Annotated in this window: 4 protein-coding genes and 1 other annotated feature; of the genes, 1 reads left to right on the top strand and 3 read right to left on the bottom strand. The window is 28.8% G+C overall.

Going from position 1 to position 11,557, the window contains the following annotated elements; genetic code table 11:
* Positions 1 to 94: 94 nt before the first annotated feature.
* Both B2671_RS02485 and trpS read right to left on the bottom strand, forming a co-directional pair.
* Positions 95 to 625 (bottom strand): hypothetical protein, encoded by a 531-nt coding sequence (locus B2671_RS02485; protein WP_346868998.1) that lies wholly within the window; start codon positions 623 to 625, stop codon positions 95 to 97.
* Between the two features lie 378 nt (positions 626 to 1,003).
* Complete coding sequence (gene trpS, locus B2671_RS02480; RefSeq protein WP_346868997.1) at positions 1,004 to 2,002, bottom strand: tryptophan--tRNA ligase; 999 nt, start codon at positions 2,000 to 2,002, stop codon at positions 1,004 to 1,006.
* A 67-nt stretch (positions 2,003 to 2,069) separates the two neighbouring features.
* Positions 2,070 to 2,300: a binding site (T-box leader), on the bottom strand.
* Positions 2,301 to 2,569: 269 nt separating this feature from the next.
* On the opposite strand from trpS, the gene B2671_RS02475 reads away from it, so the two are divergent.
* A complete protein-coding gene (locus B2671_RS02475; RefSeq protein WP_346868996.1) occupies positions 2,570 to 2,836 on the top strand; it encodes a hypothetical protein in 267 nt (88 codons plus the stop codon).
* A 44-nt stretch (positions 2,837 to 2,880) separates the two neighbouring features.
* Here B2671_RS02475 and B2671_RS02470 read toward each other — a convergent pair whose 3' ends face one another.
* Positions 2,881 to 11,496, bottom strand: a complete 8,616-nt coding sequence (locus B2671_RS02470; protein ID WP_346868995.1) for a GH36-type glycosyl hydrolase domain-containing protein — start codon at positions 11,494 to 11,496, stop codon at positions 2,881 to 2,883.
* Positions 11,497 to 11,557 lie beyond the last annotated feature (61 nt).

Here is an 11,557-nt window from a genome sequence, read left to right as displayed (position 1 = left end):
TACTAAAATAAAGCAGTAAGATATTTTCATCTTACTGCCATTGTAATAAATATTAAAATAATAAATATAATTCCACAAATATATAATTATAATTTTAGTATGCATAATGGCTTAATAAGCCACTATAAACTACTTGTCCCTTTTCTATTCCATCGAAATCCTCTGGTTTCACTAAAGAAACATCTTTATCAAAGTTTATGATTTTACCTTCTTTTAGTACGTAAGCCACAAATTGTGAGCATAAAAAATGATATCTTCTTTGATAAGGTATGTGTAACATTATAGCTAAAATGCCTAAAAAATTATATTTATATCTATCATGTTCACTTTCAAATCGATCTATAATTTCTTTAACTTCGTTGTATTCATCTTCTGTAACACTTAATTCATAAACTCTACAGGATGTCCTTTTATATAGCTTAAATATTCCTCCATCAATTTGTTCTCTAACAAAACCAGCATGAAGTGGAAAATATATTTTTCTTCTTCCAAAGCTATATAATTGCTTTAATTCTTTATCTAACGCTATAGATGTATGATTATAATTATATCTAGTATATAGCTTTATAGCTCTTGAAAAAAAAGTTCCTGTCTGTGTCAATACAACATAGATTTTTCTATCCACTTAATCACCCCAATTATTATAATAATAATGTATTAATTCATTATAAATTAAATTTTTTAATAAGTATACTATATTAAAAAATTATACTATAATTATATTATAATTTAAAAACCTTACAATTTCATTAAGAAATTATTACAATTTATATATTTTTCCTTTATTTCATTTTAACCATATGTGATAATGGAATCTTTTCTTCCTTTGAAAAAGAGGATGTTCCTATATACTTCTTAAGATTCTGCAAAGGATATACATAATCAAGTTCCTACTATCTTAACCATAAATACTGATGTGGTAGTAGATATTAATTTTTAAAAAAGATTAAAAGGTACTTTATATAAACTAATAAATAGTAGTTTATATAAAGTACCTTTAGTATTAATACTGAACTAATCCTATTTTCTTTTGCATCTTTCTTAAAGTCTTAGAAGCTACATAATTTGCCTTTTCTGCTCCAGCTTTGAAGATTTCTTCTAGTTTCCCTTTATTATCTAAAAGCTCTTTAACTTTCCTTTGAACTGGTTCAAGTTCCTTAACTACAGCCTCTGCTACATCTAATTTAAATTGGGCATAACCTTGCCCCTTATATCTTTCTTCTATTTCTTCCATAGATATGCCTTCAATGGTGCTTAAAATTGTCATTAAATTTTTAACTCCTGGTTGCTCATCACAGAATTTAACTTTTCCTACACTATCAGTTACAGCTCTGGATATTTTTTTTCTTATGACTTCTGGTGGATCTAATATTAAGATATATCCATTAGGGTTTTCTTCCGACTTAGACATCTTCTTTTCTGGATTTTGAAGGTCCATTATTTTTGCTCCAGCCTTGCCTACGTATGGTTCAGGTATTTTAAAAGTTGGACTGTATAATTTATTAAATCTGTCAGCTATATCTCTGGCTAATTCTAAATGCTGTACTTGATCTATTCCAACTGGAACTACATCTGTTTGATATAACAATACATCAGCAGCCATTATAACTGGATAACTAAATAATCCTGCCCCTATACTTTCTCCACTATTTTTAGATTTATCCTTATACTGAGTCATTCTACTTAGTTCTCCCATATAGCTATGGCAAGTTAAAAGCCATGCAGCTTCAGAATGAGCTGGGACATGAGATTGTACGAATAGTGTATTCTTCTCTGTATCTATTCCTGCAGCAATATAAATTGCTAGTACTTCTAAAGTTCTCTTTCTAAGTTCAGCTGGTATCTGTCTTACTGTAATTGCATGCAAATCTGCAATAAAAAAATAACATTCATATTCATTTTGTAGTTTTACCCAATTTTTTATAGCTCCTAAATAATTTCCTAGTGTTAAATCGCCAGAAGGCTTAATTCCACTTAACATAACTTTTTTCTTATCTTCCATGTTTTTTCTCCTTTCAATCCATAAAATTATTCTATTTAATTGTAAATAAAAACCCTATGGAATAAATCCATAGGGCATAAATCACGCGGTACCACCTATCTTGAGATAATAAAATCTCACCTCTTTCAGATACAAACATATCCTAGCTCTATAACGTGAGCATCCGTGCTAGACTACTTTAAATTCACCCAACATCTCAGCGACCCATTCATATCAAGCATAATTGCGATAATCTCACCATCTACCACTCTCTGAAAATCTGTTTTTAATACTACTTACTTCGCCTCACCGATCAATTAATAATAAGGTTTTTTAATATTACATTAAAGTTATTATAATTCTAATATTATATTATGTCAATATTAGAAATTATTATTCTATTTTTTTAGTTTATCTATTTTTAACCTTACCATATGATTATTTTTATTTAAATTAGAGTTATATAAAAGTCCATAAATTTCTAGTATTTATTTACTGTATTGAAGCAAACTAAACATATTAAATACATTTCAGTATTTTAATATAATTTAAAAATATATCACCACTTACTTTAAGGAGGTATTTTATATGGATTCAAAAAACAATTCTATTAAGTCTAATGGTGCAAAACCTTATGGTCCTAATGAAAGAGACTTTTTAGATGCTAGTACCAAACCTGTAAAAGCACATTCTCTTGAAGACTATGTACTGCTTCCAAATCATGTTGTAGATCCAATTGTGGCAAACAACATCTCTAATGCAGAATTTGATTATACCTATAACGAGGAATCGGATCTTCTAGGTTTTGAAGATCAACCCTTAGCATCAATAAATAAAAACACTCCAACTAAATAGTAAAAATATAGGAATTGCCATGAAAGCAATTCCTATATTTTTTATTAAATATTTACTTTTACTTCATGTTCTCCATTAGAGGTAACAGGTATTATATCTCCTTCTATAACATTTCCATCTAAAGTTATGGTAGAATTACCACTTCTAATTACTTTGATATGATATACAGCATTTCCATATACATAGTCTATATAGTATTCTTTAAAGTCTTTAGGTACACATGGTTTAATTTTAAAACCTTTTCCCTCTATTAATCTAAAGCCCAATATGTGTTCTAATGCTATAGTATACATCCAACCTGAGCTTCCAGTATACCAACTCCATCCTCCTCTTCCTTCATGAGGTTTCACCGAATATATATCTGCAGCCATAACATAAGGCTCTGTCTTAAATATATTTGCTTCCTCTATATTTAAACTGTGATTTATAGGATTTAGCATGGAATATATGTTGTAAGCTTCTTCTCCTCTTCCTAGTTTTGCAAGAGCTAAAGCTACCCACGCAACTCCATGGGTATATTGTCCTCCATTTTCCCTTACTCCAGGTACATATCCTTTTATATATCCTGGTTTTAAATCTGATTTATTAAAAGGTGGGCTCAATAGTAATATAATCTTTTCTTTAGGCTTTACTAAATATTTTTCTAAAGAACTCATAGCTATATTAGCTCTTTCCTTATCTCCTGCTTCTGATATTACAGCCCAACATTGTGAAAGGGCATCTATTTTACATTCCTGATTTTCATGAGATCCTAATGGTGTACCATCATCAAAGTAAGCACGTTTATACCAGCTACCATCCCATCCATGAATCTCTAAATTTTCTTTTATAAAATTCATAGTCTTAATATATTTTTCATAATTATCCTGATCCCTTCTATATATGCATAGATCCTTGAAATCTTTTAATATAGCATATAGGAACCATCCAAGCCAGATGCTCTCTCCCTTACCCTTATTTCCTACAGTGCTCATTCCGTCATTCCAATCTCCACTTCCAATTAGAGGAATATTATGTGAACCAAACTTTAAGCTTTTGTTTATAGCTCTTATACAGTGATTGTATAATGACTCTTTTAAATCTGATTTTGATGATACATTATATCTTTCATCTTCTCCTTCTCTTAAAGGCTCATCCTTTAAATATCCAATCTCTTCATCTAAAATCTTATAATCTCCAGTTGTTTTAACATATATACAAGTAACATAAGGTAACCATAATAAATCATCACTAAATCTAGTTCTTATTCCACTATTTACAACTGGATGCCACCAATGTTGCACATCCCCTTCTTCAAATTGCCTAGTAGCACTATAAATAATTTGATTTCTAGCAATTTCAGGCTGTATATAAATCATTGGAATGGAGTCTTGTAATTGATCTCTAAATCCATAAGCTCCTCCACATTGATAAAATGCTGTTCTTGAAAATAATCTACAACTGATAGTCTCATAAGGAAGCCAACCATTAATCATGAAATCTAAAGCTTTATCCTCTGTTTTTATCTTTATCTTAGTTAAAAGCCTTTCCCAATAACCTTTTACCTTTTCTAACTCTTTCTCAACTCTAGTTATATCTGAAAACTCTTCAAGGGAATTTTGAATTTCTTCAATACTGTCTTCTGCTCCTAAGATAATTACCAGTGATTTTTCTTCATTAGCTCCTAAGCTTAAGTAAACTTTCTCACTAAGAACTGGTTCTAATCCTGAACTACACCTTCCTGATAAGCTTATAGTTTTATGTTCAGATAAAAAATCCATATATTCTTTACTTACAATAAAATCTCTTTCATCTCCACTAAAACTTTCATTTTTCCCTCCACTTATTTTTAAATAAACATGACTAGATGAAAAATCACTACTATAAGGATTGATTCCATAGATGTATTTGTTCTCTTTATCTATTACAGTGTAAATCTTCTTATAATTGTTTTCTCTTAAATCTCCTAGACACAATCTTGCGATATAAGTAATTCCTATATTTCTATCCTTATCTACTAAATTATTTAACCTAACCTTAATAAGTTTTGCACTTCTCTCCTTTGAAGGAAATACAGTAATTTCCCCCAGTATTCCATTGGTACAATGAGTAAATTTAGAATATCCAAATCCATGAGTTATTACATACTCTCCTTTATCTCTTATTGGTTCAGGAGTTATTGACCAAAGTTTATCCCCTTCTTCTAGGTATAAAACTTCACTAGGGGTATCTTCAATGAAATCATTATTCCACGGAGTAATTTTAAATTCTCTACTATTTTTATACCAAGTATAGCTACTACCAGACTCACTTATATTAAATCCAAATCTATTATTATTGGCTATAACATTTATCCAAGGCGCTGGTGTAGACTTTCCGTTCTTTAGTATAATTGTATATTCTCCCTCATTATTAAAACCTCCATATCCATTAAAAAAGCTTAACTCTTGAATTTCTATTTTAGGTATATTACTATCACTATAACTTAAATTAGCTTCTTTTAGTTTACCCATTTCCCATATATACTTTCTTGAGTTATATTGGTAATCTTCATTTCCCATGGCTTTTTCAATTTGTTTTAATAAAGGCCCTTCTGATCCGTCTACGATTATTGCTGCAATGGAATAAAGCAAATTTAAATCTTCCTTAGATATTTTTTCATTATTAATTATAAATATGCCACCTGAAGTATTTTCTCGCCCATTTAGCGAGCTATTCAATATTATTCTTTTTAGTGCATTATCTAAAGGCTTTTCATAGCTTACTTCCTCTTCATTAATGACTACAATATCAAACTTTAATCCCTTTTCTTCTAAATATCCATGGCAATTTATAAGCTGTCTTAAGATATCACTTTCCTTTTCCTTGTTAATAGTTAACAATACAATAGGTAAATCTCCTGAAATTCCATAGGCCCAGAGATTTCTTTGACTTCTACTTAGATTAATTAGGTTATTTATTCTCTTTGTATAACTAAAGTTATTAAATAATATACTACTTGCAAACCGCTCATAAATAATCCCTTGTGTTGGTTTTATTCCTTTATTAATAAGACTTTCTTCCATACTTAAAGCAGATCTTAGGACACTTTCCTCTAGAATATTAATATCTTGATAACTTCTTGACTTATTTAATACATCCTCCTTAGAGTTTCCTGTAATTGTTATATATTTTATAGATTTTCTTACACCTTGAGGAATTTTTATTATTCTCTTAATTGCAATTATAGGATCTAATACATTCCCTACATTATTTTTTAAAGATTCATTTTCTTCTAAAGCTATAGGATTTTCTTTTGAATGATTTCTTCCTATAAAACTTAGCCTTGCCGTATCATACTCTGTTTTAAATTCTTCTTCACCTAGTGTACTTTCAAGAGTATATATGTCCCTGTCTTTTTCGCTACGAGGTCTGCGTTTTGCAAGTATTCCACTTAATTCATCGATATATTCTGTAGTAATAAATAAATTCCCAAAAGTAGGATGTGCTATATCTCCACTGTACCCTTGTAAAACTACTTCACTATAGCTAATAACTTCTATGATTTTTTCTTCACTACTATTATTTTTTATATCAATAGTTCTAATTTCACAATTATCTTCAGGAATTACTTGAACTATGGTATTTATTTCTAGATCTCTCCAGTATTTTATGAATTCTGCCTTATACAAATAGAAATTAACTTCGTATTTATCTCCTTGCTCTTTACAAGGTTCATAAGTAGAAGATGTATATTCATTAGAATTAGTGTCTTTAATATAAAAAAACTTTCCCCAACTACTACGAATCAAATCTTCTTTCCATCTATATACCATTACATTTTTAAACTTAGAATAGCCACCACCAGCCGTGTTTAATAAGATGTTATAATTTTTATTCCCAAGAAGTATGGTTTGGGGATACTTACTTTCTCCAAATTTAAATGTTCTATGGATGGAATATTGCCTTTGCATTTCTTTCACTTCTTGTGAATTATCTTCTTTTCTATCATAGACCACATTCTTACTTATTTTCTCTTGAAGCAATATTTCCACAGCTCTGATCATGGGAATTCTATGAAATCTTCTTTGAATAATATTATTATTCATCACATTATCTAAAGCCAATAAACTCATTCCTAGATGATGTATCATATAGCATTTTACTAATTCAAACTTTTTACTTTTTATCCTTTTATCTGTATAATCTATAGCTTCATAAAATCCATATCTTCCATAACATTCAAGTTTTAAGAGACTTCTTATATTTGCCATAGACTTAGGTATATTTTCCATAAGCCCCATAATAGTAGAATATGGTGATACTACTAACTCTTCTTCTAATCCTCTTTTTATACCAATTTTAGGTACACCGAAGGCTTTGTATTGATAGTTTAAATCTACATCAAATTTATAATAGGCACTTTCTGAAATACCAAAAGGAACCTTCCTCTTATCCCCATATCTTATTTGACCTTCCATTACAGACCTATAGGTTTCATCTAACATAGAATCCCTATAATTTTTCATTAAAATTCTTGGCATAAAGTATTCAAACATGGTTCCACTCCAGCTAGCCAATCCTTTTCTACCATACATTAAAGTTAAGGATCTATTTAAAGCAAACCAATGAGATGTTGGAACTATTCCCTTAGCCACTGCAATAAAACTTGTTGTTCTAGCTTCTGATGCCAATAAGTCATAGTAATTACTACTTAATGATTCATTGTCTACATCATAGCCTATATGAAATAACTTTCTTTCATCATTATACAAAAATTTAAAATCTGTATTATCTATAATTCTATTTAGTTCAGCTTCAATTTTTGTAAATTGTTTTAATAGTGTACCTACTCTTTCTTTACATAAATCTATATTCTTATTTATTCTTTCTAATTGAAATTCATTTAAATTATTAGATATAAAATTAAACCCTTTTATAATATCATATATATGCCCTAAACTATCACTACTAATAATTCTAATTATATTTTCATACTTGCTTCTGGGTAATAGATTTATATCATCTATGAATGGAAATAAAAAGTTAATTTCACTTAAATAGTCTTTTATATTATCTAATAGTTTTTTATTCCAATAAGTACTATCTATATTTTCTATACCTTCCTGTACAATATCTTCAAAGTTATTTAATATATTATAAAAAGTTAATATATCTTTTCTTTCTCTTTTTATTCTTTCAATAACATTAAGATACATATATTTTTTTCTTTCATCTTCTAGCTCTTCCATGGCAAGATAAACAGTTTCCTCTATACCCTCAACTCTATTATTAAAATAAGGTGTGTTTCTTAATTCCTTTAGCGCTTCTTCTATGGTGTATAAATAAGATACTAGATTTCCACTATCTACTGTAGATACATATTTAGGTAATAGTGGACTAAGTGTCTCCACATCATACCAATTATAAAAATGCCCTTTACAAGTTTCTAGTCTTTTCAATGTATCTATGGTTTTACCCAAGTTTTCTATACCTTTAACTGTCCCAATGTATCCCATATCTATAGCAACAATGTTAGAAATTAAAGTCATACCTATATTGGTAGGAGAAGTTCTCATAGCTAATCCTCTATATGGTTCTTCCTGATAATTATCTCCACCAAGATAGTTAGTATCCTCAGTGACAAAGTCTTCAAAATATGCCCAAATCCTTCTAGTTAACCTTTTTAAAACCTTATTATCGTCTTCACTTAATTTTACTGTTTCATCATTAATATTCTGACCTATAATATATGCTATTATTGGACTAATAACCCATATAATACAACTTGGTATCATTACATAAAAGGTATCTAATCCACTTCTCCATGCTACCACCATAATACCTAAAGCTATTACTATCTCTTGCCACATGTATTTAAAATAACTTATAAAGTCTTTTCCTGAAGACCTTTCTGCTTCCTCAGCCGTTTGCCATTGTAATAAGTTTTTTTTACTTATTATTAATCTGTATAGTGTTCTTATAATGGCATCTACCATTAAATATGCTTTAAAAGGAAGAAAAGCATATATAAAAAATACTTGCTTTAAAGCCATTTGGAGATTCTTAACTTTTCCACTTAGACTTATTCCATTTATAGGGGAAACTATATTTTCTGACATATTAAATAGAATAGGTGTTATTAAAGCAATGAAAGCTGACATATACCACTTATCTATACCATCAGGAAGGATCCCTGCTAAAGAGCAAAGCAATAAAATTAACATAGAAGGAGACATTAAGCTTCTTCTTAAATTATCTATCATCTTCCACTTAGATAATCTATTTAATTTATTTTTCTTTAATATGTATGGTAATAGCTGCCAATCACCTCTTACCCATCTATGAAGTCTTTTACAACTTGCAATAAAGTTAGAAGGATATCCATCCACTAACTCCACATCTGTAAGCAAAGCCGTTCTTGCTAAACATCCTTCTAATAAATCATGACTTAGAACTTGATTTTCTTCAATTGCTCCCTGAATTACCTTTGTAAATACATCCACATCATATATGGCCTTACCAGTAAAAATACCCTCTCCAAATAAGTCTTGATATACATCAGATATTGCAAATGTATATATATCAATACCTGCTTCTCCTGAGAATACTTTAGAAAAATAAGTTTTATTAGCACTTTCTAAATCTATCCCAATTTTAGGTTGTATTACTCCATAACCTCTCCAAACAGTCCCATCTTCCTTTGTATAAGCTCTATTTAACGGGTGAAGCATTGCTCCAATTAAAATCTTTGCTGATTCTCTTGGAAGTATGGTATCTCCATCTAAAGTTATAACATACTTTACTTTAAAAAGTTTTTCCACACCTTCACTTAAAACACTATAAGTGGTATTTTTATCTCCTCTTATAAACTTATTAAACTCTTCTAGTTTTCCTCTTTTTCTCTCCCATCCTAGCCACTTATTCTCCTTTTCATTAAACCTTCTATGTCTACATAAAAAGAAAAAATGACCATTATATTCCTTATACTTTATATTTAACTTATTAATTTCTTCTAAACAAAATTTAGATATCACTTCATCTTCTGCTTCTTTTTCTCTATTACTATCTATAAAATCTCCCAAGATAGCAAAATATAAATTTTCATCATTATTTCCTAAATAATAAGTTTCTAAATTTCTCATTAAACTTTTAGCTTTCTCTATACTTTCTATTAGAGTAGGAACTACTACACAGGTGATTCCTTCTTTAGGAATTCTATCAGATATATTAATTTTAGGTAATACATTAGGTGTACTTAAATTAGTAATACTCCAATTTAATATGGATACCACAACCTCACTGAGAGGTATAATAGTAACTATTCCAGATAAAATATATTTAGATATTGATATATTTGTATCATTTATATAGCTCCAAGTTATAAATCCTCCGGCTAGTGTGGCTGTAAGAATAACAATAGTTCCTATATAAATACCAACAGCTCTTCCCTTTATTATATTTTTTAACTTTTCAAATCCTTTAAAATCAATATTCAAAATATGATTTAGCTTTTCTCTACCACTATCAATTAGATAATATCCCACATGATTTTCAAATTCTTTATCATTATTTTCTTCTGCACACTGTAGTACTTTTCTAGCAACAAATGTCTCAGAAATTTTATTTTGTCTAGCTATTTTTTCTAAAACATGTCTATAATAGTCCTTGGAATAAAAATCCATAGTACTATAAACCATAGCAGGATCTTTACTTAATATTTCTTCTACTTTATTGCTAACATTAAATACTTCTTCCCAATTTATATTATCTAAATTTCTTAAGCCATTAATGCTACTACTAATGGCTGTAGAATAGACACCATCACTTTTATTAGAATCTATAATAATCTTATCTAAAGTAATTTCATTTTCGCTTAATTTATCTTCTATCCATAAATTTAATTCATCGTAATTTACTCCATTATCTCTTAAAACTCTTATTAATGCATCCGCAAAGTATTCTGTAAATTTAATATTGTTCTCTGATATGAAATCCATAGCTCTCTTCATATTTTCTTCATTATAATACTTAATAATCCTATCAGCTAATCTTTCACCTCTATGTCTATCATTAGCTTTACCCACTATCAATACTGAGCTTTTTCCTATTATCTCTAAATAGGCTATTTTAAGCATTATAGGTAAAGCCCATAATTCTCCCATGGTTAATATGGTTGTTTCTTGATATCTTTTTAAAAACTTATTAATATTATCCCTAGTTAGCTTATCTCTATAAATTCCCAATATTTCTCTTGATACAGCATAAATTCTAGGATATCCTTTTAATGCTCCACTTTTTAGTATAGGTAGTGATTTTAAATATTTCTTTGATAAATGTTTTTTTATAAATTTATACTCTTTTTCAATAACATAGATATTATCTAATATCCATTGTGTTCCTTTTATCTTGAAATACTCTCTATTCTCATCGACTTTAAATAAATTATGGCACCCCAATATATTATTAAAATGCTTATCTAAATTGGAAATTAAATCATTTCTACTTATTTTTTCAATTTCTCTATGGTCTCTGGCTATATCATCAATAGCATCTTCCAATTTTTCTTTATTTTCTGCTAAAAAACTATTGTCACTAATCTTAATATAAGCTCTTCTCTTATTTCTATTTTTGATTACGTACATAAGAAGAACTATACTTAGTATAAGTATTAAATTTACTAAAATAAATATGTGCTCCATGGTGCTATCCCCTTTCAATGATGCTCAACTATTATTATTACCAAATTAACTTAAATCTATA

The organism is Clostridium sp. UBA5119 (assembly GCF_002414285.1).
Lineage (GTDB): Bacteria > Bacillota > Clostridia > Clostridiales > Clostridiaceae > Clostridium_J > Clostridium_J sulfidigenes.
The sequence above is the reverse complement of the archived record's forward strand: the minus strand, read 5'-3'. Positions and strand labels throughout refer to the sequence as shown.